This window comes from Shinella sp. R2-11 (assembly GCF_055330205.1).
This window is the reverse complement of record NZ_JBVAPC010000008.1, coordinates 121,472-146,371: the sequence shown is the minus strand read 5'-3', so window position 1 is coordinate 146,371 and position 24,900 is coordinate 121,472. Positions and strand designations below refer to the sequence as shown.

Below are 24,900 nucleotides of genomic sequence, written 5' to 3'. Positions count from 1 at the left end.
ACCGATTTCCTATTGAAAGCCTATGGTTAAGTGGCGGAAGAGTATTGTCCTTGCCCCCTCGGGTCAAGCGGGCCTGCTGCGCAGTCTCACCTTACCAGCGAAGCAGCACCGCGCCCCAGGTGAAACCGCCGCCCATCGCCTCCAGAAGGACGAGGTCGCCGCGCTTGATACGCCCGTCTCCGGCGGCCGCCGCAAGCGCCAGCGGGATCGATGCCGCCGACGTGTTGCCGTGCTGGTCCACGGTGATGACGACCTTCTCCAGCGGGATGCCGAGCTTCTTGGCCGAACCGTCGATGATGCGCTTGTTGGCCTGGTGCGGCACCAGCCAGTCGACGTCGTCGGCGGTGAAGCCGGTGGCGTCGAAGGCCGAGACGATCACGTCGGTGATCATGCCGACCGCATGCTTGAAGACCTCGCGGCCCTCCATGCGCAGATGGCCGACCGTGCCGGTGGTGGACGGGCCGCCGTCGACGAAGAGCTTGTCGCGATGCGCGCCGTCGGAGCGAAGCTGCGCCGACAGCACGCCGCGGTCCGCATTGGTCCCCGCCCCTTCCTGCGCTTCCAGCACGATGGCGCCGGCGCCGTCGCCGAAGAGCACGCAGGTCGTGCGATCGGTCCAGTCGAGGATGCGCGAGAAGGTCTCCGCGCCGATGACGAGGACGCGCCTGGCAAGGCCGCCGCGGATATAGGCGTCCGCCGTCGTCACGGCATAGACGAAGCCGGAACAGACCGCCTGCACGTCGAAGGCGAAGCCATGGGACATGCCGAGGCGGTTCTGGATGTTCACGGCCGTTGCCGGGAAGGTATTGTCCGGCGTGGAGGTGGCGACGATGATCAGGTCGATGTCGGCGGCGGTGAGGCCGGCATTTTCCAGCGCGGCGCGGGCAGCGCCCTCGCCGAGCGAAGCGGTCGTCTCGCCCTCGCCGGCGATGTAGCGCTGGCGGATGCCGGTGCGCTGCACGATCCATTCGTCGGACGTGTCGACCATGCTTTCCAGTTCGGCATTGGTGAGCACCCGTTTCGGAAGCGCCGTTCCGAAACCGCGGACCACTGAACGAATCATTCTATACCTCGTCGGTCACGCCCGGGACGCCTTCGACAGGCCGGCCCGCGTGATACTTCTGCAAATCCCGTTCGATCTTGTCCCTGAGGCCGTTGCGGACCATGTCGTAGCCGACATCCACCGCCGCGGCGAAGCCCTCGGCATCCGTGCCGCCATGGCTCTTGATGACGATGCCGTTGAGGCCGAGGAAGACGCCGCCGTTCGTCTTGCGCGGGTCCATCTTCTCGCGCACGCGGTCGAATGCGCTCTTGGCGAGAATGTAGCCGAGCTTGGCAAGCCAGGTGCGCGACATGGCCGCGCGCAGGTATTCGGCGATCTGCCGCGCCGTGCCTTCCGCCGCCTTCAGGGCGATGTTTCCTGAAAACCCTTCCGTGACCACCACGTCCACCGTGCCGCGACCGATATCGTCGCCTTCCACGAAGCCGTAATATTCAATCGTGTCGAAATTGGCCTCGCGGATGAGCTGGCCGGCGGCCTTCACCTCTTCCTGGCCCTTGATCTCCTCGACGCCGACATTGAGGAGGCCGAGCGTCGGCCGGTCGATCTCGAACAGCGCGCGCGCCATGGCCCCGCCCATCAGCGCGAAGTCGAAGAGCTGGCCCGCATCCGCGCCGATCGTCGCGCCGATGTCGAGCACGATGCTCTCGCCCTTCAGCGTCGGCCAGATGCCGGCGATGGCCGGGCGCTCGATATTGGCCATCATACGCAGGCAGAACTTCGACATGGCCATCAGCGCGCCGGTATTGCCGGCGGAGACGGCGACATCGGCCTCCTTTTTCGCCACGGCATCGATCGCCTGCCACATGGAGGACTTGCCGCGGCCGCGGCGCAGCGCCTGGCTCGGCTTCTCGTCCATGGCGACGGAGACGTCGCAATGATGGAAGGTGCTGGCAGCCTTCAGCTTGGGATGCTGCGCCAGAAGCGGCTCGCATTCGGCGGCATTGCCATAAAGTACGAAGCGGATTTCGGGATGTCGCTCGAGAGCCTTGGCTGCGCCGGGAATGGCGACCTTCGGACCGAAATCGCCACCCATGACATCGACGGATATTCTGACCACGCGAGTCTTGCCTTACTAGCCTTGATTCTTGTTCCAACGGCAGAGGGGTCACTACAGCGGAATTCGGCCAAAATACCGCTTTTCGCCGGGTGCACAACTGAATTATCGGGCACTTGCCGGGCCGTTCAGTCTTTTTTCCAGTCCTTCAGAACGGCGAAGGGCGACGGTTTGCGGTCGTCCTTGTCCGTGCTTTCGATATGGTCGCCGAAGGCGACATCGGCCCTGCGGGGATAGGGATCGATGGCGAGCGCCGCATGTTCGGCGGCCACCACGCCGGCATCGACGGTGTCGCCGGTGAAGACTTCCGGCGCATCGGGACCATCGGGATCGAGCAGCATCTCGCCGGTTTCGGACGAGACCGGCAGGCGCGCAAGCTTCGAGCCCTCCGGCACGAAGACCACCTCCACCGGCTCGTCGATATGGGATTCGACCGGGTCGAGCGTCACGACACAGGCCTGCACGATATCGGCGGTCACGCGCCCCTTGAGGCGCACGCCGTCGCGCTTCCAGCGCATGACCTGGAAGGTCGCCGACAGCGCCTTCACCTCGAGCACCGACCAGAGCCTGGCGAGGCCGGCCCTTTCCTCGGCATCGGCGCTGATCGTCACCTCGACCGGATTGGCCGAGATATGGCCCACCTTCACGGGGTAGGAGAATGGCGCGTCGTCGTCTTTCTTCATCGCATGTCCCTTACCGCTTCAGGCGGCGTTTTCTTCGGTTCCGGGCTCGATCACCGCGAGCAGGCCGGCCCGGATCACATCTTCTCCGGCCTCGCCCATAGCCTTCTCGGCGGCGAAGAGGTAGCCGGCCAGTCCCTCCATCGCGGGAGCCTCGGGGCCTGCCGCCGGATGGATGTTCCGGCGGAGCGCCTCGGCAAGCGCGGCGCGGTCGCCGGCATCGAGCGCGGCGGCATAGGATTCCAGCCGGCCGTAGAACATGCCGGCGAACTTCTTCATGCGCTTCGGCACGCCGACATCGCCCACGCCAAGCTCGCGAATCGAATGATCGACGTCCTCGAAGAAGGCGTCGACGATCTCCTGGGCGATCTCCTGGCCCGACGTGGCGCTTGCGCGCGTGCGCCGGAAGTAAAGGATCAGCATGGCCGAGAGCATCTCGAAACGCCCCATGACCGTGTCCGGAACGTCAAGTCTCTCATAGAGATAGGGATGACGCGCCGCTTTCGTCAGGGTCGCATACTGCTTTTCGACGATGCGCCGGTTGCCGTTTTTTTTGCCGAACAGGCCGAAAATCATCATAAAGCCTAGTTTTGCCCGATTCAAACCATGGAGCCGTCGCAAGTCATGTTGCATGACGGTCGAAGCTGGTTTACCGAAGCAGGCATGAATTGCAATGGCTGCGCGGCCATCATAGTCCCGGGGATGTTGTGAAGAGAGATTCTGCGAATATGAAGCTGTTGCGTAACGCCGCCATTGCCGTCACCCTCTCCGCATCCGTCCTGGCGGCCTGCCAGGGCCCCAGCGAAGTCCTCTACCAGGGCTATGTCGTCGACCAGGAAACGCTGGCGCTTGCGCCGGTCGGCTCCTCGCGCGAGCAGGTGCTGCTTTCGCTCGGCACGCCGTCGGCGACCGCGACCTTCGACAACGAGGTCTTCTACTACATCTCGCAGAAGCGCAAGCGCGCCGTCGCCTTCATGAAGCCGAAGCTCATCGAGCAGAGCGTGCTGGCCGTCTATTTCGACAAGGACGGCAATGTGGAGCGCCTTGCGCATTACACGCTGCAGGACGGCAAGGTCTTCGACATGATCGCCCGCGTCACGCCGACGGGCGGCGCCGAAACGACCTTCCTCGGCCAGCTGCTGCGCGGCGGCGCGAACCCCGGCAACATCATGAAGAACCTGATGAGCAACAACTGACGCTCATCCGAGAAGACAGAATCAAAGAACCCGCGGGGATCGCTCCCCGCGGGTTTTTGTTTGGGCATCGCCCCGATCAGGCGAGAACGGCGAGCAGCAGCAGGGCCACGATGTTGGTGATCTTGATCGCCGGGTTCACCGCCGGGCCGGCCGTATCCTTATAGGGATCGCCGACCGTGTCGCCGGTGACGGAGGCCTTGTGGGCTTCCGAGCCCTTGAGGTGGCGGTTGCCGTCCTTGTCGACGAAACCGTCCTCGAAGCTCTTCTTGGCATTGTCCCACGCGCCGCCGCCCGATGTCATGGAGATCGCCACGAACAGGCCGTTGACGATGACGCCGAGCAGCGAGGCGCCGAGCGCCGCGAAGGCCGAGGCCTTCGAGCCGGAAATGAGCAGCACGCCGAAATAGACGACGAGCGGCGCTAGCACCGGCAGGAGCGACGGCACGATCATCTCGCGGATCGCCGCCTTGGTCAGCATGTCGACGGCGCGGCCGTAGTCCGGCCGCTCGGTGCCCGCCATGATGCCCGGCTTCTCCCGGAACTGCCGGCGCACCTCTTCCACGATCGACCCTGCCGCCCGGCCGACGGCGGTCATCGCGATGCCGCCGAAGAGGTAGGGGATGAGGCCGCCGAAGATGAGGCCGGCCACCACATAGGGGTTGGAGAGATCGAAGGAGATCGTGCCGATATCCGCGAAATACGGATACTTGTCGCCGTTCGCCGCGAAATAGGCGAGGTCGTTCGAATAGGCGGCGAAGAGCACCAGCGCGCCGAGGCCGGCCGAGCCGATTGCATAGCCCTTGGTGACGGCCTTGGTCGTGTTGCCGACGGCGTCGAGCGCGTCGGTGGACTTGCGCACCTCCGGATCGAGGCCCGACATCTCGGCGATGCCGCCGGCATTGTCGGTGACGGGGCCGAAGGCGTCGAGCGCCACGATCATGCCGGCGATGCCGAGCATGCCGGTGACGGCGATGCCGGTGCCGAAGAGGCCGGCGAGCTGGTAGGTGGCAATGATGCCGCCGACGATGACGATGGCCGGCAGCGCCGTCGATTCCAGCGAGACGGCGAGGCCCTGGATGACGTTCGTGCCGTGGCCGGTCACCGACGCCTGCGCGATGGAGTTCACCGGGCGCTTGTTGGTGCCCGTATAATACTCCGTGATCACCACGATGAGCGCCGTCACCACGAGGCCGAGCAGGCCGCAGATGAAGAGGTTCGCCCCCGTGATCTCCTTGCCCGCCACGGTGCCGAGGCTGCCCCAGCCGACGGTGAGCGACGTCGCGGCCGCAAGGCCGAGGATCGACAGAACGCCCGTCACGATGAGGCCCTTGTAGAGGGCGCCCATGATCGAGCCGTTCGAGCCGAGCTTGACGAAGAACGAGCCGACGATGGAGGTGATGATGCAGGCGCCGCAGATGGCGAGTGGATAGATCATCGCGCTCGCGAGCACCGGCGTAGCCGCGAAGAAGATCGCCGCCAGGACCATGGTGGCGACGACGGTCACCGCATAGGTCTCGAAGAGGTCGGCCGCCATGCCGGCGCAATCGCCGACATTGTCGCCCACATTGTCCGCGATGGTGGCCGGGTTGCGCGGGTCGTCCTCGGGAATGCCGGCCTCGACCTTGCCGACGAGGTCGCCGCCGACATCCGCACCCTTGGTGAAGATGCCGCCACCGAGACGGGCGAAGATCGAGATCAGCGAGGCGCCGAAGCCGAGCGCGACGAGCGCGTCGATGACCTCGCGCGAGGCCGGTTCCTGGCCGAGGACGCCGGTCAGGATCGCGTAGTAGATGGAGACGCCGAGAAGCGCGAGGCCGGCCACCAGCATGCCGGTGATCGCGCCCGACTTGAAGGCGATGTCCAGGCCGGAGGACAGGCTGACGGACGCGGCCTGCGCCGTGCGCACATTGGCGCGGACGGACACGTGCATGCCGATGAAGCCGGCAACGCCCGACAGCACGGCGCCGATCAGGAACCCGATGGCGGCCGTTGCGGAAAGCAGTAGCCAGGTGCCGATGAAGACGACGACCCCGACGATGGCAATGGTCTTGTACTGCCGGGTGAGATAGGCCTGCGCCCCTTCCCGGATATAACCTGCAATTTCCTGCATGCGGGCATTCCCCTGGTCGGCGGCCAGCACCGACTGTGTCGCCCAGATGGCATAGACCACCGAGAGCAACCCGCATGCGATAACGCCAAACAATATGGTCATTTCGCTCTGTCCTCCTTGGAGGCTCCGGGGTCCTCTCCCCGCAGCCGAAAAGCGCCCGCTCCCCTTGCCTCCTCACAAGTGGAAACCGGCGCGGCCAGAGTGCGTTTGCGAATCGGTTGCGTCAAGCCGCTGCACTGCGGCAAGCGCTTCTAAAGAACGGATTTTTCGAGGCGGCTCGATGCGAACCGATTAGACGGTCGCGCGGCGCGTGCGCAAAAGCAGGAGCAGCACCAGAACGAGGCTGACGCCGGTGATGGGCCAGAACATCAGGTTGATCGTCTGCCAGCCATAGGTGTTGAACACCTTGCCGGAGGAGAAGGAGGCGAGCGCCACCGCCCCGAAGAGAATGATATCGTGGAAACCCTGCACCTTGTCGGCCTCGTGCGGGCGATAGCTGGAGGCGACGATGGCGGTGGCGCCGATGAAACCGAAGTTCCAGCCGATGCCGAGCAGGATGAGCGCGCCCCAGAAATTCCAGAGCGCGATGCCCATATGCGCGACCCCGGCGCAGGCCATGAGGATGATGAGGCCGGCGGCCACCACCTTCTCCGTGCCGAAGCGCTGGATCAGCATGCCGGTGAAGAAGCTCGGGGCGAACATGGCGAGCACGTGCCACTGGATGCCGAGCGTCGCCATTTCCGGCGAGAAGCCGCAGCCGATGACCATGGCGAGCGGCGCGCCGGTCATCATGAAGGTCATCAGCGCATAGGAGGAGATGCCGCAGACCATGCCCGTCAGGAAGCGCTGAGTCAGCACGATCTCGCGCAGCGGCCGCACCGGCGCGCCGCTGGCGGCGCCCGCCGCCTTGTGGTCGGGCAGGCGCAGCAGGAAGAACAGGACGATGGCGAGGCCGCAGAGCGGCGCGAGCGCCACGAAGGCGCCGGCGAAGAGCACGGGCTCGAAGAGGTCCTTGGTGAGAATGACGACCTGCGGGCCGAGGATTGCCGAGATGACGCCGCCGGCGAGGATCCAGGAGATAGCGCGCGGCTTGTAGAACGAGGGCGACGCATCGGCCGCGGCAAAGCGGATCTTCTGCGCGAAGCCGCTGGAAATGCCGACGAGCATGAAGCCGAGGGCGAAGAGCCAGAAATCGCCGCGGAAGAGCGCGATGGCCGCGATCAGCCCGCCGCTCGCCCCGACCAGCGCGCCGACGACGAAGCCGTAGGCCCGACCGAGCAGGCGCGCGGCGATGGCGACGAGCACGGCGCCGAGCGCCACGCCGACATTGAAGCCGGTCAGGGGGGCGGTCGCCAGCGACTTGTCCGCGCCGAGCAGGTTGTAGCCGGCAAGGCCGCCGACGGAAAAGACGATGGGGCCGGACGAGGCGAGCAGCGCCTGCGCGAACATCAGCAGGAAGACGTTGCGGCGCGCGGCCGACAGTTCCCGTTCAAGACCTTCGACCGTGCCGACGCTCATCTCGCCTACCGTTTACTTGCGTGTATCCGTCCGAACCTGCCTGGCGATGCGGTCGAGAACCGCGTTCACCAGCTTCGGCTCCTCGTCCTCGAAGAACGCCTTGGCGATCTCGACATATTCCGTGACGATCACGGCGACCGGCACGTCCTTGCGCTCGCGCAGCTCGAAGGTGCCGGCGCGAAGGATGGCGCGGACCGTCGAATCGAGGCGTGACAGCGCCCAGTCGTCCTGCAGCGCCGCGCCGATCAGCGGATCGAGCTGGCGCTGGTCGCGCACGACGCCCGAGACGATGGAGCGGAACCAGGAGGGGTCCGCCTTCAGATAGGTGTCGCCGTCGAGTTCCTGGCCAAGGCGGTGCGCCTCGTATTCGGCGACGATCTCCAGCACGCCGGTGCCGCCGATATCCATCTGGTAGAGCGCCTGCACGGCGGCGAGGCGCGCCGCGCCGCGCTGGTTGGCCGGCTTCACCGGCTGCTGGTTCTTCTCGGTCGTCACTGTTCGCCGCCCAGTTTCTTCTTCAGCTCGATCATGGTCAGCGCCGCGCGGGCCGCAAAGCCACCCTTGTCGCCCTCCGAGCGGCGGGCGCGCGCCCAGCCCTGCTCGTCGTTCTCGACCGTCAGGATGCCGTTGCCGATGGGAAGTGCCTCGCTGACGGAGAGGTCCATCAGCGCGCGGCACGATTCGTTGGCGACGATGTCGAAATGGTAGGTCTCGCCGCGGATGACCATGCCGAGCGCGACGAAGCCGTCATACCAGGTGCCGGCATTTTCCATGCCGTCGAGCGCCATGGAGATGGCGGCCGGGATTTCGAGCGCGCCCATGACGGTCACGATGTCGTAGGTCGCGCCGGCGGTGTCGAGCGCGTGCTTGGCGCCGTCGAGCATCGCATCGGCCATGTCGTCGTAGAAACGGGCCTCGACGATGAGGAGATGGGGATTATCGGTGTTGGCCATGAATCACCTGAAAATTGGAAGCAGGCCACGCAATTGCGGGCAGAAGCGGCGGTCAAACCACGACGGAGGGGGCTTGGCAAGCGTTTTCCGCCCCCTGCGGCGTTTTCCGCCGTCCCCGCATGGCCGGCCCTTCGGGAGACGGATTGACAAGACGGAACAAAATAGGAACGATAGCGCCCTGCCCCGAGGAGGAAAGCCATGAGCGCGCCCGCACCGCCGATCGTCAATCCCGCCAAATTGAAGCTGGAGCACTGGACAAGGGGCACGTTCTACGCCTCCGGCGACGCCGCGCTCCGCACGCTGCTCGGCCTCAAGGACCTCGGCATCGGCTATAGCGAAGTGCCGCCGGGCAAGTCCGGCTGCCCGTTCCACAGCCACCATGTCGAGGAGGAGCTCTTCATCATCCTCGAAGGCCACGGCACCTATCGCTTCGGCGAGGAGCGTTATCTCGTCAGCCCCGGCGATGTGCTGGGCGCGCCCGCGGGCGGGTCGGAAACGGCGCACAACCTCATCAACACGGGCACCGTGCCGCTGAAATACCTTTCGATCTCCACCATGGCGGCGACCGAGATCTGCGAATATCCGGATTCCGGCAAGTTCCTCGCCAAGACGCGCCTCTCGGCCGGCGGGCGGACGGAATTCCGCCATATCGGCCGGGCCGGCGAAACCGTCGACTACTGGGAGGACGAGCCCGGCGCCTGAGATCAGGCGGCGAGCGACACGCGATTGCGGCCGCCGCGCTTGGCCTCGTAGAGCGCCTTGTCGGCATTGCTGAGGAGGGAATCGAAGCTCGCGCAGGCCTCGTTGCCGAAGGCGATGCCGGCGCTCACGGTGCAGCTTATGGAGCGGCCGCCGATGGGGATCAGCTTGGCGGCGAAATCGGCGCGGATGCATTCGGCGATGTGCTGCGCCCGGTGCGGCAGCGTGCGGTCCAGCACCACGACGAACTCCTCCCCGCCCAGGCGGGCGACGCAGGCCGCCGCGCCGCAGGCATCGCGCAAGACCTCGGCGAAGGCCTTCAGCACCGCATCGCCGGCCGCATGGCCATGGCGGTCGTTGACCGACTTGAAGCTGTCGAGGTCGAAGGCGATGGCCGCCCGGTGCGCGCCGACCGTCTCCTCGCCGTAGCGGTCGAAGAGCGCCCGGCGGTTGAGAAGGCCCGTCAGCGCATCCGTGTTTGCGGCGCGCTGGTGGTTGCGGGCGACGCGCCACTGGTTGAGCGCCAGCGACATGGCGCCGATGCCGGTGATGCCCATGATCGCCGCGACGAGATTGAGGTTTTCCGCCCAGTTGTCCGGCGCATGGCCGAGCACCATGCGGCCGTCATGAACGAGCACGCCGGCGCACAGGATGAAGGACAGCGCCGTCAGCAGATAAAGGATGACCATGCCGGTGAGCGGCAGCGGCGCCTCGTCCCGGCCGCGCCAGTATTCGCCGGCCGTCGCGACGAGCGCGGCGGCGATCAACAGGTTGAGCGCGATGAAGCCCGCGCCGTCATAGCCGGCCACCAGCCAGGGCAGCGCGATGGCAGAGCTCGCGAGGAAGGTGACGACGATGCGGCCACGGCCGCGCCGGCCCGTGCGGAAACGATAGGCCGCGCCGTAGATGAAGGCGAAGCCGAGGAACTGCAGCGCGAAGGCAAGGCACCCGATCCGGAAGTCGGGATTGTCGAAATAGATGCTGTAGACCACGACGGCCGGAACGATCCAGCCGATGCCGAGGGACCAGGAGAGCAGGAAGCGCTCGACCCGGGCGGACATCCACGTGGCGAACAGGGTGGCGGAAAGGCAGAAGCCCGCCAGCCCGATAGCCAGGAGAAGAGTGTTGTAGTCCGGCGTCATGCACGAGCGTCCCCAGGTCCGATGCCGCACCCTAGGAGCGCAGAAGTATCGATATCGTTACCTCGGGGATGGCTTGCCGCCGATTTCCTGTGCCGTTTCGCAACGAACCTGGAGATTGTCACGCCGCGGTCACGCCCAGATGCAACCGGCGCAATTTTGTTGCCCGTCCGCCGGCCTTTTCACCGGCGGTGTCGGGCCAATGCGCCTGTCTCGAAAGGCTCTTTCTACGCCTTCGGCGCGGGGAATTCCGCGAGCCGCGCGGCGTAGCGCGCCATGGTGTCGACCTCGAAATTGACGAAGTCGCCGGCCTTGCGCTCGCCCCAGGTGGTGACCTCCAGCGTGTGGCGGATGAGGAGCACGTCGAAGATCGCGCCATCGACCGCGTTGACGGTGAGCGAGGTGCCGTCGAGCGCGACGGAGCCCTTCGGCGCGACGAAGCGCTCCAGTCCTTCGGGCGCGCGGATGCGGAAGCGCGTGGCGTCCCCTTCCGCCTCGACGGAGAGGATCTCCGCCTTGCCGTCGACATGGCCGGAGACAATGTGGCCGCCGAGTTCGTCGCCGATCTTCAGGGACCGTTCGAGATTGATGCGCGTTCCGGCCGTCCAGGTGCCGATGGTCGTCAGCCGCAGCGCTTCTTCCCAGGCCTCGACCTCGAACCAGCGGCCATTGGCGCCCTCCTCCGGCAGTCCGGTCACGGTGAGGCAGGTGCCCGAATGGGCGATGGAAGCGCCCATGTCGATGGTGGCGGGATCGTAGTTCGTGCGCACGCGCAGGCGGACGCCCTCGTTCATGGGCTCGATCTTCTCGACCGTTCCGATATCGGTGACAATGCCGGTAAACATCAATCGTCTCTTTCGTATTCTTGCAGGACATCCGCGCCGTAGCGGGCCGCGTGGCGAAGCGAGAAGCCGTCCGGCATCCGCCCCGGGACAAATGGGGATGGGACCCCGTCCCCGCCAAGGGTGACAGTGCCGGAAAACAGGAGGATGCGGTCGACCAGACCGGCATCGAGGAAGGATTGTGCCGTCCGCGCGCCACCCTCCACCAGCAGCGAGGAGATGCCGCGCGTCGCCAGCGCCGTCAGCAGGGCATCGAGCTTGCGCGGATCGCAGATCAGCACCTCGACGCCGCGCGCCTCCAGCGCCGCCTGGCGCGCGAGGAAGGCGGGATCGTCCCGGCCGTCCCTTTCCGTCACGGTGATGACCGGTACCGTTCGCGCTGTCTGCGCCAGCTTCGATGCCAGCGGCAGTTCCAGCCGCGGATCGAGCACGATGCGCACCGGCGAGCGGGCTTCGAGCCCCGGCAGGCGGCAGGTGAGCTCCGGATCGTCGGCGAGCGCCGTGCCGATGCCGACGAGGATCGCATCCGTCTCGGCGCGCAGCACATGCACCTGGCCGCGCGAGACGGGGCCGGTGATCGCCACCTGCCCCTCGCCCAGCCGGCCGAGCATGCCGTCGGCGGAAACGGCAAGTTTCAGAGTCACATAGGGCTGCTTCTTCGTCTGCCGATTCAGGTAGGCGGCAAGGGCGGCCCGGCCCGCTTCCTCCAGAACGCCGGTCTCCACCTTGATGCCCGCATCGCGCAGCATCGCCAGCCCCCTGCCCGCGACGCGCTCGTCCGGGTCCGTCACCGACACCACGACGCGGGCGACGCCGGCGGCGATCAGCGCCTCGGAGCACGGCGGCGTCTTGCCGTGATGCGAGCAGGGTTCGAGGGTGACATAAGCGGTCGCGCCGCGTGCCGCCGCGCCCGCCTCGGCGAGCGCCTGCGTTTCCGCATGCGGCCTGCCGCCCGGCGCGGTGACGGCAGAACCGACGATCACGCCGTCCCTGACGATCAGGCAGGCGACGGAGGGATTGGTGGAGGTCAGGCCAAGGTTGCGGCGGCAGAGGCGGATCGCCGCCGCCATGAAGCGCTTATCTTCCGCCAGGGAAGACATCTAGCCGTCGGCGCCCGGATCCCGGGCGATCTTGGCGGCGACTTCGGCGAGGATTTTCTCGAAGTCGTCGACATGGGAGAAATCGCGGTAGACCGAGGCGTAACGCACGAAGCCCACGTCATCGAGCGCCTTCAGCGCTTCCAGCACCTGGAGACCGATCTCCTCGGAGGCGATTTCCGTCTCGCCGGAGCTTTCGAGCCGGCGGACGATACCCGAGACCGCGCGTTCGATGCGATCCCGGTCGACGGGTCGCTTGCGAAGCGCGATCTCGAAGGATTTCAAAAGCTTGTCGCGGTCGAAGGGGGCCTTGCGGCCCGTCTTCTTGACGACCATCAGATCCCGCAGCTGCACCCGTTCGAAGGTCGTGAACCGACCGCCGCAATCCGGGCAGATGCGCCGGCGGCGAATGGCGGCCCCGTCCTCTGCGGGACGGGAGTCCTTCACCTGCGTATCTTCCGAACCGCAATAGGGGCAGCGCATTCTCTATCCTGACTTACATGTAGGGATACATCGGGAAGCGGCCCGTCAGCGCGACGACCTTTTCCCGGACAGCGGCTTCGACGCCCGCATTGCCCTCGTCGGAATTGGCGACCTTCAGGCCGTCGAGAACCTCGACGATCAGGTTGCCGATCTCCTTGAACTCGGCTTCCTTGAAGCCGCGCGTCGTGCCGGCCGGCGTGCCGAGGCGGACGCCCGAGGTGACGAAGGGCTTTTCGGGGTCGAACGGAATGCCGTTCTTGTTGCAGGTGACATAGGCGCGGCCGAGGGCGGCTTCCGCGCGCTTGCCGGTCGCGTTCTTCTTGCGAAGGTCAACGAGCATCAGGTGGTTGTCGGTACCGCCCGAGACGATGTCGAGGCCGCCGGCCTTCAGCGTCTCGGCGAGCGCCTTGGCGTTCCTGACGACCTGCGCGGCGTATTCCTTGAATTCCGGCTGCAGCGCCTCGCCGAAGGCGACGGCCTTGGCGGCGATGATGTGCATCAGCGGGCCGCCCTGGAGGCCCGGGAAGACGGCCGAGTTGATCTTCTTGGCAATGTCCTCGTCGTTCGTCAGCACGACGCCGCCGCGCGGGCCGCGGAGCGACTTGTGCGTGGTGGTGGTCGCGACGTGGCAATGCGGGAACGGCGACGGGTGCTGGCCGCCGGCGACGAGACCGGCGATGTGCGCCATGTCGACCATCAGGTAGGCGCCGACTTCATCGGCGATCTCGCGGAAGCGCTTCCAGTCCCAGATGCGGGAATAGGCGGTGCCGCCGGCGATGATGAGCTTCGGCTTGTTCTTGCGGGCCTTCTCGGCGACGTCGTCCATGTCGAGCAGGTGGTCTTCCTCGCGCACGCCGTAGGACACGACGTTGAACCACTTGCCGGACATGTTGACCGGCGAGCCGTGCGTCAGGTGGCCGCCCGAATTGAGGTCGAGGCCCATGAAGGTGTCGCCAGGCTGGAGCAGCGCGAGGAAGACGGCCTGGTTCATCTGCGAGCCGGAATTCGGCTGGACGTTGGCGAAGTTGACGCCGAACAGCTTCTTGGCGCGCTCGATGGCGAGCTCTTCCGCGATGTCGACGAACTGGCAGCCGCCATAGTAGCGCTTGCCCGGATAGCCTTCGGCATACTTGTTCGTCATGATCGAGCCCTGGGCTTCGAGCACGGCGCGCGAGACGATGTTCTCCGAGGCGATCAGCTCGATCTCATGGCGCTGGCGACCGAGTTCCTTCTGGATGGAGCCGAAGATCTCCGGATCGGTGTCGGCAAGGGAACGCGTGAAGAAAACGTCGGTGGCGGAAGACTGGCTCATCCTCGAGGCTCCTTAAGGGTGGGTGGCACGGTGTTTAACGTCCTCGCATGGCAAGGGCAATATCCGCTCCACGGTTTGCGCCATTTCGGCGCGTCTTATGGGATAAAAACGACAAGGACCATTTGCTGCCCCCCTTGTTCCTAGGCGGCCTCGTCGCCCTTGCGCGACACGGGCGCCAGACCGAAGCCGAGCGCCTGCATGATCTTCATGACGGTCGCGAATTCCGGGTTGCCTTCGCCGCTCAGCGCCTTGTAGAGCGCCGGCCGGCTCATGCCGACGTCGCGGGCGAGCTGCGCCATGTTGCGCGCCCTGGCGACGATGCCGAGGCAATGGGCGATATGGGCGGCATCGCCCTCCTCGAAGGCAGCCGCGAGGAACTCCACGATCTCCTCCTCGGTATCGAGGCCCTGCGCGAGATCGAACGGCTTGAACGTGATCTTCTCTTCCATCGTCATTCCTTCCATTCCCGCGCGATCCGCTTCGCTTCTTCTATGTCCCTGCCCTGGCTTGCCTTGTGGCCGCCGCAGAGAAGAATGATCACGACCGATCCGCTGCGCTTGAAATAGATGCGGTATCCGGGGCCGTAGTCGATGCGCAATTCACTGACGCCCTCGCCGACCGGCTTTGCGTCTCCCGCATGTCCCTGTTCCAGCCGCGCCAGTCGCTGGCGGATACGTGCGCTCGCGCGAAGATCCTTCAGACCGCCGAACCACTTCTCGAACCTGCTACTGGCGATCAGGGTGAACATCGAAGGAATGTACTCTATAGAATACACTTCTTCAAGCGGCAGGCAGAAAGACAAAGGCCGCGCCTTCCCGTGGAAGACGCGGCCCGTTCATGCGGATGAAGCTCGCCTTATTGCGGCAGCAGGTCGTCGTCCGGGGAGCCGGCCGGCTTTTCCATGCCGTAGCCGGTCTGGAGGGCGAGTTCGGTGGCGCCGTCCATCTGGTAGATGTCGTCGCGGAACTGCACGACGCGGTCACGGGCCGACCAGGCGCTGATATAGACGAAGTAGACCGGGACCTCGACGGCCAGCTTGATCGGCGTGTTGACGCGATCGTTGATGACCTTCTCGATCTGCTGGCGCGACCAGCCAGGCGTGTCACGCAGCAGCCAGGTGATGAGGTCGCGGACGTTCTGCACGCGCACGCAGCCGGACGATTCGAAGCGCATCAGCTTGTTGAACAGGCCCTGCTGGGGCGTGTCGTGCATGTATTCGTTGTTGGTGTTGTGGAAGTTGATCTTGGTCGACGCCATGGCGTTGATCTTGCCCGGGTCCTGGCGGAACATCAGGTTCGGCGCCTTGTCGGCGAACCAGTCCACGGTCTCCGGGGCGACCTCGCGGCCGCTGCCGTCGATCAGGCGGATGTTGTTGCGCTTGAGATAGGTCGGGTCCTTGCGCATCAGCGGCACGATGTCCTTCTCGACGATCGAGCGCGGCGCGGTCCAGTAGGGATTGAGGGTGACGTCGTAGATCTTCGAATTGAGGATATGCGTCGGACGGCTGCTGCGGCCGACGACGGCGACGTGGCGCAGCACGACGCGCCCGTCCTCCACCGCCTCGACGGAGGCCGCGGGGATGTTCACCATCACGTAACGCTGGCCGAGATCGCCTGACATGGTCTGCAGGCGCACGAGGTTGGTGTTGAGCTGGTTGAGGCGCGTCGTCGCCGGCACGTTCATCGCCTTCAGCGAGAATTCGCCGAGCACGCCGTCCTGCGGCAGGCCGTGGCGGGCCTGGAAACGCTTCACCGCGCCGTCGACATAGGAATCGAAGGCGTTGGAAATGCCGGCCTCGCGCGACAGGTCGCCGGAAATCATCAGGCGCTGGCGCAGGGTCTGGACGCTGGGATCGACCACGCCGATCTGCAGCTTCTGGGCCGAGGAGACTTCCGGCCAGCCGCCGGCGGATACGATCTGCTGGTAGTCGGCGATAGCCTGCTGGATGTTCGGCACGGCGCCGGGGCCAAGGATCGGATTGTTCGAGGCGACGGCGTCGGCGCTGCGCGAGGCCTTGGCGTCGAACTGGTCGTCCCAGTTGCCGCGGCGCGATGCATCCAGAACGTCGTCCATCGCCGACTGGGCAAACGCGGGCGCCGCAAGGGCGGCGGCGCCGAAGGTTGCAGCCGAACGCAGGAATGCGCGGCGCGAGAACACATCAAATCCGGTTTTGCGAGACATCTATCCTACCATCTCCTGAGACGCCACATCGAGCGGCGAGGTGCACGCGGCACGGGGGACCGAAGGGTCCATACCCGATGCAGCTATCACGAACAGGGTTAACAAACGCAAACCGGCCCTGCCGCCCGCGCATACCTGAGCCCATCGTCCGGGTGTCACAGCAATATGGCCAATTCGTGTCTCGGAGGCCGTGGGCCGGCCGCAAACGAAAACGTGAAAAGCCGGACGCGCAGGGAACGCGGCCGGCTTTCGGAGGAGGTCGGAAAGGACGCCCGGATTACAGGCGATAGAGGATCGAGTCGTTCCAGAAGCGGTCGAGGCGCTGGAGCAGCTTGTTCATCTGGTTGAACTCGCCTTCGCCGATGCCGCCGACCTTCTGGATCGAGCCGATATGGCGCTCGTAGAGCCTGGCGACGGTCTCGGCGACTTCCTGGCCGCTTTCCGTCAGGCTGATGCGGACGGAGCGGCGGTCGATGCGCGAGCGCTGGTGGTTGATGAAGCCGAGGTCGACCAGCTTCTTGACGTTGTAGGAGACGTTCGAGCCGAGATAGTAGCCACGCGAGCGCAGCTCGCCGGCGGTCAGCTCGGAATTGCCGATGTTGAAGAGGAGCAGCGCCTGGACGGCGTTGACGTCGGAGCGACCGGCGCGGTCGAATTCGTCCTTGATGACATCGAGCAGGCGACGGTGCAGACGCTCGACGAGGTGAAGGGATTCCAGATAGAGGTTGCGGATCGCATCTTCCTGCGGATCGACGACCGGGGCCTGCTGCGGCTTCATCTTGGTGTTCATGGTTCTCTGCCTCACTGTTTTGTTTGGCGGTGTGGTTTGTTTTCCCGCCTTGAGTGAGAACCTAGCGAATGCATCTAAAATTCTACTTAAACCGCAGCCTTAACAGCGCCTTACCGGAGAGCGACCCTGTCTCAGGGTGAATCAGTTCTTACCGTGCGGGCCTGGCGGCGGCGCTGGATGAAGAGCGCGATGCGGAAAAGCAGGAACATGACGGCCACCGCGACATGCATGATGACCAGCAGCCGGTTTATGCCGAATATGGAGGGATAGACCTCGTGCATGGCAATCTCCGTCGCCGCTGCGATCAGCCAGATCACGGGCCCCCAGGAGACGAGCAGCCAGAGGCCGACGGCCGAAACGGGGAAGAGCACGGCCAGCGCCGTCGAGGCGGCCTTCCAGGCCGGCGGCAGCAGATCGAACCGCCCTCTCCCGTCGAGGGAGAAGCCCGTCAGCATGGCCCAGTACTGCAGCGCGAACCACAGCGAGGCCACCGCCACCAGCCGCAGGAACAGCGCGAACAGCGTTTCGGTCAGGCTTGGTCTCGGGCCCTTGGCAGAATCAGCAACCATGGAGCGGACAGTAAGGGCAAGGACGGCGCGCATAAAGCCCGCAAAGCGCATCATGCACGGCCATATGCCGCAGCCTCTTTTTCCGCTGGCGATTTGATTGCCGGAAGCGGCGTGGTAATACGCGCGCAGCAAAGGACCAGCAAGGAAATGCACATCATGACCGGCAGCAGGAACATCGTCGACGAGATCACCGGACACCGCCGCATGCGGCGCAACCGGAAGGCCGAGTGGACGCGCCGGCTCGTGCAGGAAAACCGCCTGACGGTCGACGATCTCATCTGGCCGGTCTTCGTGGTGCCGGGCACGAATATCGTCGATCCCGTCGCGGCGATGCCCGGCGTCAACCGCATGAGCGTCGACAGGCTCGTGGAAGCCGCCAGGGAAGCGGCCGACCTCGGCATCCCCGCCATCGCCACCTTCCCCAACATCGACATGAACCTGCGCGACGAGACGGGCTCGCACAGCCTTGCGGCCGACAACCTCATCAACGAGGCGACGCGCGCCATCAAGAAGGCCGTGCCGAATATCGGCGTCATCACCGACGTCGCGCTCGATCCCTTCACCAGCCACGGCCATGACGGTGTGCTGCGCGGCGAGGTGATCGTCAACGACGAGACGGTCGAACTGGTCGCCCGGGCCGCCGTCATCCAGGCCGATGCCGGCTCCGACATCATCGCGCCGTCCGAGATGATGGACGGGCGCGTCGGCGCGATCCGCCAGGCGCTCGATGCGGCGGGCCACCAGGATGTCGGCATCATGGCCTATGCGACGAAATTCGCCTCAGCCTTCTACGGCCCCTACCGCGACGCGATCGGCACCGGCGGCCTGCTGAAGGGCGACAAGAAGACCTATTACATCGACCCCGCCAACGGCACCGAGGCGATGCGCGACGCCGCGCTCGACGTCGAGGAAGGCGCGGACATGATGATGGTCAAGCCGGGCCTTCCCTATCTCGATATCTGTTGGCGCATGAAGGAGGCGTTCGGCCTGCCGGTCTTCGCCTACCAGGTCTCGGGCGAGTACAGCCAGATCAAGGCCGCCGCGCTGAACGGCTGGATCGACGGCGAGCGTGTCATGCTCGAAACCCTGCTCGCCTTCAAGCGCGCCGGCTGCGACGGCATCCTCACCTATTTCGCGATGGACGTGGCGCGGCATCTGGCGAAAAAGGGCTGAGCGCCCCTCAAGCTACAACGCAATCCGCGACAGAGCGAATGGCATCCCGATAACCACGCCGATCGCAAAGGGGTGGCTCCTCGAGTCTCCCTTTCCGGGCAGCGGGTTTGCCGCAACCTCGGCAAGGCAGACGAAGTAAAGGCCGCAAAGCATGAACATGCCGACATGCCAGAAGGCGCCGGTGATCGCAGGCATGATCGCAAAACCGAAAAGAACCGCGGCCGCCACCGAAGCGAAGCCAACGGCTCTTTTTGCCACATTGTGCACCATATCCCGTAGATAGGCCATTGCGCACCTGTTGCCCTGCCACTCCAAAATCAGCCTTCCAGTCCACAGAAACAGGATCGAGAATGCTATGGAATGGAAAGCGACATGCTCCAGCAGCAGGATACCGCCCCAGTCCGCCTTGTTGAAATAGTCATAGCTGACAAACTGAAGAACGGCCGCCAGAAAGCCCAGCGAGGAAAAATAAGGGACATCCTTGCGCAGGTCACCACTGACGAGGAGCCACGGAGTATTCTCCGACGGTTTCATGATCGTTTCCTTTCGAATACGGATCGGCGCGTTAAATGCCTTCCCCGTTCGTCCTATCACCGCCATGCTCGGGAATCGCCTATTGGTCCCGATCTGTTGTTTTCCGCCGACGACATCCCATATGGAGGGCATGTTCCATTCAGGAGACAGGCAGATGAGCGCTGATTTCAACGAGACGCGGGTTCCGACGACGGACTGGCAGGCCTATCGCGGCGTGCTGTCGCGCCGGATATTCGCGTTCCTGATCGACTATGCGATCATCGCGCTTCTCTGGATTCCGGCCGCCGTGGTGGTCTTCTTCCTCGGCATCCTGACCTTCGGCCTCGGCTTCTTCCTCTATCCGGCGCTCTTCGCCATCGTCGCCATGCTCTATTTCGGCCTGACGATGGGCGGCCCGAGCCAGGCGAGCGCCGGCATGAACGTCATGGGCCTTGCGCTCGCGCGCGTCGACGGCCGGCCGGTCGATTTCCTGACGGCCATCGTCCATCTCGTGCTGTTCTGGATCGGCAATGCGCTGCTGACGCCGTTCATCGTGCTCGTCGGCCTCTTCACCGATCGCGGCCGCCTGCTGCACGACCTGCTGCTCGGCACCGTGATGGTCCGCCGCGACCGCTACTGATCGGCCGGATCGCCTCAAGCCACCGGCCCCATCGGTCCGCAACGGCCTTTCCCCATGGCGATTGCAGGGGAAGGGCCTTGCGGCAGTTGACCTTTTTCCGAACTACGCCATGGTATTGGCATAGAAGTGTCACATGGCGACGGAGTCGCTTCACGGCAAATGAACACGCAGGCAACATCTTCTCCGCAGTTCTATCTCACCGCGCCGGCGGCTTGCCCCTACCTGCCGCAGGAGATGGAGAGAAAGGTGTTCACCCACCTCGTGGGCGAGCGCGCGCCGGAGCTAAACGATCTCCTCACCCAGGGCGGCTTCCGCCGCTCGCAGAACATCGCCTATCGCCCGGCCTGCGAATCCTGCCGCGCCTGCATTTCCGTGCGCATCCTCGTCGACGAGTTCGAGACGCGCCGCAGCATGCGGCGGGTGCTGGCCGCCAATGGCGACATCGTCTCGCGCGAATATCCAGCCGAGCCTTCCAGCGAGCAATATTCGCTCTTCCGCCACTATCTCGATGCCCGCCACCAGAAGGGCGGCATGTCGGACATGTCGGTGCTCGACTATGCGATGATGGTGGAGGACACGCATGTCCACACCAAGGTCATCGAATATCGCCTGCGCGAGGAAGGCGCAGGCCTCAAGGAACGGCCGCAGGGCGAGCTCCTCGCCGTGGCGCTGACCGACCGCATGGGCGATGGCCTTTCCATGGTCTATTCCTTCTACAATCCGGAACTGACCCACCGCTCGCTCGGCACCTTCATGATCCTCGACCATATCCGCCGCGCCAAGGCGCTCGGCCTGCCGCATGTCTATCTCGGCTACTGGGTGAAGGGATCGCGGAAGATGGACTATAAAACAAAGTTTTTGCCGCAGGAGCACCTGATGCCGCGCGGCTGGGAGCGCTATGAAGGAGACGATACCGCTTCCTAGCGCATTTCCGCTGAACTCCGGTTCGCCGGAAATGCTCCAGCTTTTGTTTTAACCGCATTATCCGACGCCGAGGCGATGCCGCTTCGGCTGGAAACGCAACAGTTCACATCCGGTCCCGCCGTGCCCTCAGCCAACGATCCCGCCCTTCACCGCAAGGGCCTTCTCATCACAGCCGTCGGCGGCCTCGCGCTTTCCTTCGACATCCCGCTGATCCGCTCGTCCCATGGCGAATTCTGGTCGATGCTGGTGCTGCGGAACCTTTCCGTCTTCCTCATGGCCCTCGTCCTGTGGGCCGGGCTGAACGTCGTGCTTCGCCGGAAGACCGTCCTCGTGCCCGGCCGCAAGGGCCTGCTGGTCACCCTCTTCTACGGCGTCAACTCGCTGACCTTCATGCTCGCCGTGTTCAACACGACGACGGCCAATGTCGTCTTCATCCTCGCCTTCACGTCGATGTTCGCCGCGATCCTCTCCTGGATCTTCCTCGGGGAGCGGCCGGGCAATGCCACGCTGCTGACCATGGCGGTCATGGTCTTCGGCGTCATCCTCATCGTGCACGACGGCCTTGCCAGCGGCAATCTCTTCGGCGACGCGATGGCCGCCTGTTCCGCGCTGATGCTGGCATGCGCCCTGACGCTCAGCCGCAGCAGCGGCGCCGGCATGGGCTTCGTGCCGCTGATCGCCTCCGCCACGTCGGGCATCGCCGGCCTGTTCCTGCTGCCCGAAGGCGGCCTCGTCGTCGCGGATCCCGTCTATATCCTCCTCAACGGTCTCGTCCTGCTGCCCCTCGCCTACTGGTGCCTCGCAACGGGACCGCGCTACCTTTCCGCGCCGGAAGTGGGCATGTTCTATCTCATGGAAACGGTGCTCGCGCCCATCTGGGTCTGGATCGTCTTCGCCGAAACGCCCACCACCCAGACCCTCGTCGGCGGCTCCATCCTCATCCTCGCCCTCCTCGCCCATTCGCTCTGGCAGATGCGCTCGAAGGCGCGAGCCGCGAAGGCAGCGGACGCGGCCACCGGGCTTCCGTCCACCGGATGAGATTGCGATTTGCTCCGCCGCACGTTATAACTTAGTTATAACGGAGCAAGGCCATGAACATCACCATCCGCAAGATCGGCAATTCCGAAGGCATCATCATTCCGAAGGACGTGCTGGACCGCATGGGCGTCAAGGCGGGCGATGAGCTGACCCTCAGGGAGGAGAACGGCGAGATCAAGCTCGTTCCGCAGGATACCGATCTGGCGGAACAGTTGAAGGCGGCCCGCCTCGGCATGGAAAAATACCGCGTGGCCCTTCGCGAACTTGCCAAGTGAGCGACGTGAAGTGGCTCACCCGCCAGGCCGTCGAAATCATGCACGAAGAGCAGATTCGCGAGCATGGCGGACTTGACGGCCTCAAGGACGAGAATGCCTTGGAGGCCGCCCTTGCACGCCCGCTTCACAAGGCGGCATACGGCACGCCGGACCTGTTCGAGCTCGCGGCGGCCTACCTCTACGGCATCGCAAGGAACCATCCCTTTTCGGACGGCAACAAACGGACCGGATTTCTTGCCGCGTTCTCATTCCTGATCGTGAACGGCTTCCTGATCGAGGCCTCTCAGGCCGATATCATAGCCTTCGTCCTCGCCGTCGCGGCCGGCGAGATCGACGAAGAGGGCGCGACGCGCTTCCTGCGCGACGTCAGCGTCCCCTATGCCGGGTGATCAGCCGCTGAACTTGCCGCTGCGCGGGAAGCCCTTCGGCACGGTACGGCCGGCGGTGGCGCGGTCGGCGAGCCATTCGGCAAGCTCTTCCTTCGTCCGCACGAAGTTGCGGCCGGCGCTGTCGTCCCAGGAAAGACCCTCGTCGATGGCGAAGCAGCGGATGTCGGAGACGCCGCCGTCCTTGTAGCGCTGTAGGCGAACGCCCTTGCCGCGCGACATTTCCGGCAGCTGCGCCAGCGGGAAGACCAGCATCTTGCGGTTCTCGCCGACGACGGCGACATGGTCGCCGCGCACGGGCACGACGAGCTTGGCCTCGTCCGGCATGCCGACATTCATCACCTGCTTGCCCTTGCGGGTATTGGCGACCATCTCGGTTTCGGCCACCACGAAGCCGTTGCCGGCCTGCGAGGCGACGATGACCTTGCGGGAGGGATCGTGCACGAAGGCGGTCAGCACGTCCTGGTCGTTCTCCATGTCGACCATGATGCGCAGCGGCTCGCCATGGCCGCGCCCGCCCGGCAGCTTGTCGGCGCCGAGCGTGAAGACCTTGCCGCCCGTCGTGACGATCAGCAGCTTGTCCGTCGTCTGCGCCGGGAAGGCCACCTTCAGCGCGTCGCCCTCCTTAAACTGGAGGCCGGACGTATCGGCGATATGGCCCTTCAGCGCGCGGATCCAGCCCTTTTCCGAGATGACGACCGTGACTGGCTCCTTCTCGATCATGGCCTGCTGGATCGCCTCCACATCCGCTTGCGGGGCGCTGGCGAACTGGGTGCGGCGACGACCGATTTCGGTCGCCTTGGCGAATTTCTTGCGGACCTCGCCGATTTCCCAGGCGACGGTCTGCCATTGCTTCTCGTCGGAGGCGAGCAGCGCCTCGATCTCCGCCTTCTCCTTCGACAGGTTGTCGAATTCGGTGCGGATCTCGAATTCCTCGAGCTTGCGCAGCGAGCGCAGGCGCATGTTGAGGATCGCCTCGGCCTGCACGTCCGTCAGCGTGAAGGTCTCCATGAGGGAGGTCTTCGGCTCGTCCTCCTCGCGGATGATGCGGATCACCTCGTCGAGGTTGAGATAGGCGATGAGATAGCCGCCGAGGATTTCGAGGCGCCGGTCGATGGCGGCGAGGCGATGGCGCGAGCGGCGCTGCAAGACTTCGCGCCGATGGGCCAGCCACTCGACCAGCACGTCCTTCAGGCCCATGACCTTCGGCACGCGCCCCATCGAGAGCACGTTCATGTTGAGCGGAATGCGGCTTTCGAGCTCGGAGAGCTTGAAGAGCGACTCCATCAGGATCGTCGGATCGACGGTGCGGCTCTTCGGCACCAGCACGATGCGCACGTCCTCGGCCGATTCGTCCCTGATATCCTCCAGCAGCGGCAGCTTGCGGGCGATCAAAAGCTCGGCGATCTTCTCGATCAGGCGCGACTTCTGCACCTGATAGGGAATCTCGGTGACGACGATCTGGTAGCCGCCGCGGCCGAGGTCCTCCGTCTCCCACTTGGAGCGAACGCGGAAACCGCCGCGGCCCGTCTTGTAGGCCTCGATGATGCTCTCGCGGCTGTCGATGATGATGCCGCCGGTCGGAAGGTCCGGACCCTGCACGAATTCGACGAGCTTCTCCACATCCGCTTCTGGATTGCGGATGAGGTGAAGCGCGGCGTCGCATAGTTCATGGGCGTTGTGCGAGGGAATGGAGGTCGCCATGCCGACGGCGATGCCGGAGGAGCCGTTCGCCAGGAGGTTCGGGAAGGCGCCCGGCAGGACGATGGGCTCCTCGTCCTCCTCGTTGTAGGTCGGGCGGAAGTCGACGGCGTCCTGGTCGATACCCTCCAGCAGGAGCGTGGCGACCTCGGTCATGCGCGCTTCGGTGTATCGGTAGGCGGCGGCGTTGTCGCCGTCGATATTGCCGAAATTGCCCTGCCCGTCGACGATGGGATACCGCTGCGAGAAATCCTGCGCGAGGCGCACCAGCGCGTCATAGACCGACTGGTCGCCGTGCGGGTGGAACTTGCCGATGACGTCGCCGACGATACGCGCGCATTTCTTGAACGAGGAATTGGACCGGAGGCCCATTTCGCTCATGGCGTGGATGATGCGGCGATGGACGGGTTTCAGGCCGTCGCGGACATCGGGCAGCGCGCGCTGGGTGATGGTCGACAGCGCATAGGCGAGGTAGCGCTCTTCCAGCGCCGCCTTGAGGTCGACCGGCAGGATGTTGTCGTCTCCGCCATCGGGCGGCAAAGTGTTTTGTCCCATGGGTCTTGA

At 65.0% G+C, this 24,900-nt stretch carries 28 protein-coding genes; 8 read left to right on the top strand and 20 right to left on the bottom strand.

Annotated features, from left to right (window positions below; all coding sequences use genetic code 11):
* Nucleotides 1-91: 91 nt before the first annotated feature.
* The 4 genes from ACZ1A1_RS19645 to ACZ1A1_RS19630 all read right to left on the bottom strand — a co-directional run bounded on the left by ACZ1A1_RS19645 (nucleotide 92) and on the right by ACZ1A1_RS19630 (nucleotide 3,373).
* Nucleotides 92-1,063 (bottom strand): beta-ketoacyl-ACP synthase III, encoded by a 972-nt coding sequence (locus ACZ1A1_RS19645; RefSeq protein ID WP_313195926.1) that lies wholly within the window; start codon nucleotides 1,061-1,063, stop codon nucleotides 92-94.
* Between the two features lies 1 nt (nucleotide 1,064).
* Nucleotides 1,065-2,120 (bottom strand): phosphate acyltransferase PlsX, encoded by a 1,056-nt coding sequence (plsX, locus tag ACZ1A1_RS19640; RefSeq protein ID WP_313195927.1) that lies wholly within the window; start codon nucleotides 2,118-2,120, stop codon nucleotides 1,065-1,067.
* Nucleotides 2,121-2,245: 125 nt separating this feature from the next.
* Nucleotides 2,246-2,800, bottom strand: a complete 555-nt coding sequence (locus ACZ1A1_RS19635) for a YceD family protein (protein WP_463621234.1) — start codon at nucleotides 2,798-2,800, stop codon at nucleotides 2,246-2,248.
* A gap of 18 nt (nucleotides 2,801-2,818) precedes the next feature.
* On the bottom strand, nucleotides 2,819-3,373 hold the full coding sequence (locus ACZ1A1_RS19630; RefSeq protein WP_463621356.1) for a ubiquinol-cytochrome C chaperone family protein: 555 nt from the start codon (nucleotides 3,371-3,373) through the stop codon (nucleotides 2,819-2,821).
* A gap of 152 nt (nucleotides 3,374-3,525) precedes the next feature.
* Between ACZ1A1_RS19630 and ACZ1A1_RS19625 the strand changes: the two genes are divergently transcribed.
* Nucleotides 3,526-3,993: an outer membrane protein assembly factor BamE gene (locus ACZ1A1_RS19625; protein WP_313195928.1), complete on the top strand. Its 468-nt coding sequence runs from the start codon at nucleotides 3,526-3,528 to the stop codon at nucleotides 3,991-3,993.
* Between the two features lie 76 nt (nucleotides 3,994-4,069).
* Here ACZ1A1_RS19625 and ACZ1A1_RS19620 read toward each other — a convergent pair whose 3' ends face one another.
* The 4 genes from ACZ1A1_RS19620 to ribH form a co-directional block, all read right to left on the bottom strand.
* The gene (locus tag ACZ1A1_RS19620) at nucleotides 4,070-6,205 is read right to left on the bottom strand and encodes a sodium-translocating pyrophosphatase (protein WP_313195929.1); all 2,136 of its coding nucleotides are present in this window, start codon (nucleotides 6,203-6,205) and stop codon (nucleotides 4,070-4,072) included.
* 189 nt (nucleotides 6,206-6,394) lie between these two features.
* Nucleotides 6,395-7,621 (bottom strand): MFS transporter, encoded by a 1,227-nt coding sequence (locus ACZ1A1_RS19615; RefSeq protein WP_463621233.1) that lies wholly within the window; start codon nucleotides 7,619-7,621, stop codon nucleotides 6,395-6,397.
* Nucleotides 7,622-7,633: 12 nt separating this feature from the next.
* Nucleotides 7,634-8,116 (bottom strand): transcription antitermination factor NusB, encoded by a 483-nt coding sequence (nusB, locus tag ACZ1A1_RS19610; RefSeq protein ID WP_119258763.1) that lies wholly within the window; start codon nucleotides 8,114-8,116, stop codon nucleotides 7,634-7,636.
* On the bottom strand, nucleotides 8,113-8,574 hold the full coding sequence (gene ribH, locus ACZ1A1_RS19605) for a 6,7-dimethyl-8-ribityllumazine synthase (protein ID WP_463621232.1): 462 nt from the start codon (nucleotides 8,572-8,574) through the stop codon (nucleotides 8,113-8,115). The genes nusB and ribH overlap by 4 nt, the downstream gene beginning before the upstream one ends.
* Before the next feature lie 198 nt (nucleotides 8,575-8,772).
* Between ribH and ACZ1A1_RS19600 the strand changes: the two genes are divergently transcribed.
* A complete protein-coding gene (locus ACZ1A1_RS19600; RefSeq protein ID WP_463621231.1) occupies nucleotides 8,773-9,276 on the top strand; it encodes a cupin domain-containing protein in 504 nt (167 codons plus the stop codon).
* A gap of 2 nt (nucleotides 9,277-9,278) precedes the next feature.
* Here the strand turns inward: ACZ1A1_RS19600 and ACZ1A1_RS19595 are convergent, their stop codons facing one another.
* From ACZ1A1_RS19595 to ACZ1A1_RS19550, 10 genes are all read right to left on the bottom strand, one after another.
* Entirely contained in the window at nucleotides 9,279-10,415 is a 1,137-nt protein-coding gene (locus tag ACZ1A1_RS19595) for a GGDEF domain-containing protein (protein ID WP_463621230.1), read from the bottom strand.
* A gap of 224 nt (nucleotides 10,416-10,639) precedes the next feature.
* The gene (locus tag ACZ1A1_RS19590; protein WP_463621229.1) at nucleotides 10,640-11,257 is read right to left on the bottom strand and encodes a riboflavin synthase; all 618 of its coding nucleotides are present in this window, start codon (nucleotides 11,255-11,257) and stop codon (nucleotides 10,640-10,642) included.
* On the bottom strand, nucleotides 11,257-12,354 hold the full coding sequence (gene ribD / locus ACZ1A1_RS19585; protein ID WP_463621228.1) for a bifunctional diaminohydroxyphosphoribosylaminopyrimidine deaminase/5-amino-6-(5-phosphoribosylamino)uracil reductase RibD: 1,098 nt from the start codon (nucleotides 12,352-12,354) through the stop codon (nucleotides 11,257-11,259). Before ribD ends, ACZ1A1_RS19590 begins: the two co-directional genes overlap by 1 nt.
* Nucleotides 12,355-12,834 (bottom strand): transcriptional regulator NrdR, encoded by a 480-nt coding sequence (gene nrdR / locus ACZ1A1_RS19580; RefSeq protein ID WP_119258768.1) that lies wholly within the window; start codon nucleotides 12,832-12,834, stop codon nucleotides 12,355-12,357.
* A 13-nt stretch (nucleotides 12,835-12,847) separates the two neighbouring features.
* A complete protein-coding gene (glyA, locus tag ACZ1A1_RS19575; RefSeq protein ID WP_463621227.1) occupies nucleotides 12,848-14,146 on the bottom strand; it encodes a serine hydroxymethyltransferase in 1,299 nt (432 codons plus the stop codon).
* Between the two features lie 140 nt (nucleotides 14,147-14,286).
* Entirely contained in the window at nucleotides 14,287-14,601 is a 315-nt protein-coding gene (locus ACZ1A1_RS19570; protein ID WP_463621226.1) for an addiction module antidote protein, read from the bottom strand.
* Nucleotides 14,598-14,894, bottom strand: a complete 297-nt coding sequence (locus tag ACZ1A1_RS19565; protein WP_415212032.1) for a type II toxin-antitoxin system RelE/ParE family toxin — start codon at nucleotides 14,892-14,894, stop codon at nucleotides 14,598-14,600. The genes ACZ1A1_RS19570 and ACZ1A1_RS19565 overlap by 4 nt, the downstream gene beginning before the upstream one ends.
* A 107-nt stretch (nucleotides 14,895-15,001) precedes the next feature.
* Nucleotides 15,002-16,327: a L,D-transpeptidase family protein gene (locus tag ACZ1A1_RS19560; RefSeq protein WP_313195938.1), complete on the bottom strand. Its 1,326-nt coding sequence runs from the start codon at nucleotides 16,325-16,327 to the stop codon at nucleotides 15,002-15,004.
* Nucleotides 16,328-16,604: 277 nt separating this feature from the next.
* Entirely contained in the window at nucleotides 16,605-17,117 is a 513-nt protein-coding gene (gene ldtR / locus ACZ1A1_RS19555; RefSeq protein WP_313195939.1) for a transcriptional regulator LdtR, read from the bottom strand.
* A gap of 131 nt (nucleotides 17,118-17,248) precedes the next feature.
* The gene (locus ACZ1A1_RS19550; RefSeq protein ID WP_409530075.1) at nucleotides 17,249-17,740 is read right to left on the bottom strand and encodes a DUF6163 family protein; all 492 of its coding nucleotides are present in this window, start codon (nucleotides 17,738-17,740) and stop codon (nucleotides 17,249-17,251) included.
* Nucleotides 17,741-17,842: 102 nt separating this feature from the next.
* Here ACZ1A1_RS19550 and hemB point away from each other — a divergent pair, with 102 nt between their 5' ends.
* On the top strand, nucleotides 17,843-18,859 hold the full coding sequence (gene hemB, locus ACZ1A1_RS19545; RefSeq protein ID WP_463621225.1) for a porphobilinogen synthase: 1,017 nt from the start codon (nucleotides 17,843-17,845) through the stop codon (nucleotides 18,857-18,859).
* A 12-nt stretch (nucleotides 18,860-18,871) separates the two neighbouring features.
* On the opposite strand, the gene ACZ1A1_RS19540 is transcribed toward hemB, so the two are convergent.
* Nucleotides 18,872-19,393, bottom strand: coding sequence for a hypothetical protein (locus tag ACZ1A1_RS19540; RefSeq protein WP_463621224.1), 522 nt, complete (start codon nucleotides 19,391-19,393; stop codon nucleotides 18,872-18,874).
* 154 nt (nucleotides 19,394-19,547) lie between these two features.
* Here ACZ1A1_RS19540 and ACZ1A1_RS19535 point away from each other — a divergent pair, with 154 nt between their 5' ends.
* From ACZ1A1_RS19535 to ACZ1A1_RS19515, 5 genes are all read left to right on the top strand, one after another.
* Nucleotides 19,548-20,012, top strand: a complete 465-nt coding sequence (locus ACZ1A1_RS19535) for an RDD family protein (RefSeq protein ID WP_242221964.1) — start codon at nucleotides 19,548-19,550, stop codon at nucleotides 20,010-20,012.
* 159 nt (nucleotides 20,013-20,171) lie between these two features.
* Nucleotides 20,172-20,936, top strand: a complete 765-nt coding sequence (locus ACZ1A1_RS19530) for an arginyltransferase (RefSeq protein WP_415212029.1) — start codon at nucleotides 20,172-20,174, stop codon at nucleotides 20,934-20,936.
* A gap of 120 nt (nucleotides 20,937-21,056) precedes the next feature.
* Nucleotides 21,057-21,974 (top strand): DMT family transporter, encoded by a 918-nt coding sequence (locus ACZ1A1_RS19525; RefSeq protein WP_463621223.1) that lies wholly within the window; start codon nucleotides 21,057-21,059, stop codon nucleotides 21,972-21,974.
* A gap of 53 nt (nucleotides 21,975-22,027) precedes the next feature.
* Nucleotides 22,028-22,249, top strand: coding sequence for an AbrB/MazE/SpoVT family DNA-binding domain-containing protein (locus ACZ1A1_RS19520; RefSeq protein ID WP_463621222.1), 222 nt, complete (start codon nucleotides 22,028-22,030; stop codon nucleotides 22,247-22,249).
* Nucleotides 22,246-22,638, top strand: a complete 393-nt coding sequence (locus ACZ1A1_RS19515; RefSeq protein WP_463621221.1) for a type II toxin-antitoxin system death-on-curing family toxin — start codon at nucleotides 22,246-22,248, stop codon at nucleotides 22,636-22,638. Before ACZ1A1_RS19520 ends, ACZ1A1_RS19515 begins: the two co-directional genes overlap by 4 nt.
* Here ACZ1A1_RS19515 and parC read toward each other — a convergent pair whose 3' ends face one another.
* Nucleotides 22,639-24,891, bottom strand: coding sequence for a DNA topoisomerase IV subunit A (gene parC / locus ACZ1A1_RS19510; protein ID WP_463621220.1), 2,253 nt, complete (start codon nucleotides 24,889-24,891; stop codon nucleotides 22,639-22,641). It abuts the gene before it with no gap.
* Nucleotides 24,892-24,900: the final 9 nt, after the last annotated feature.